We start from the raw sequence: 582 nt of genomic DNA, 5'->3' as shown, positions 1-582 counted from the left end.
GCCTTTGACCAGGCTAGGGCTAGGGCGTACTCAATGATTGGTACGGTGCTTGAATTGCCGTGGATGATTATGAAGTCACCACGCCTAATCAACCCCTCAATCAATCTAAGCACCGTTGAGTTCACATTCACGTGAACCAAACCACCCTCACTAATTATGAGGCCAGGCTCAATGAGGACCAATCAATGATTACTAGGCTATTATTTGGTAGGCTCGTTAGTTCATTAATGGTTACTGGCCTAATCAGTGACTGATTTATGCCTAATCCCATCAACTCCTGAACAAGCGTTGTTGGTCCAACGACGTAGATCGGCGTGTTGACGCTAACCGGTGCCGGCCCATTGACGGCGCCAATGCCTTCCTGGCTCACGGCCTCGACCCCGGGCTTGTTAACGATGTGGAGGGATGGGATTGATGCGATGACGGCAACAACCACCAACGACACCACTAACAACCACCTCATTCTTAAACCCATAACCACCAAAATCCCCACCTCACTTATTTTTAAACTCCGGCTGTTCAGGGAAAGTGAGCCGAACAAAACCGAGTGGAGCCAGGGCTTCACACCACACCCACCAAGCC

At 50.3% G+C, this 582-nt stretch carries 2 pseudogenes; both read right to left on the bottom strand.

Annotation, left to right across the window (positions count from 1 at the left end):
* A pseudogene (locus JCM16159_RS12980) lies at window positions 1-182 on the bottom strand (hypothetical protein); the annotation flags it as partial.
* A pseudogene (locus JCM16159_RS12975) lies at window positions 155-582 on the bottom strand (hypothetical protein); the annotation flags it as partial. The pseudogenes JCM16159_RS12975 and JCM16159_RS12980, both read right to left, overlap by 28 nt.

It is taken from the genome of Vulcanisaeta sp. JCM 16159 (assembly GCF_001316265.1).
Classification (GTDB): Archaea; Thermoproteota; Thermoprotei; order Thermoproteales; family Thermocladiaceae; genus Vulcanisaeta.
Note: the sequence above shows the minus strand (reverse complement) of the source record. Positions and strands in the feature narration are given on the sequence as shown.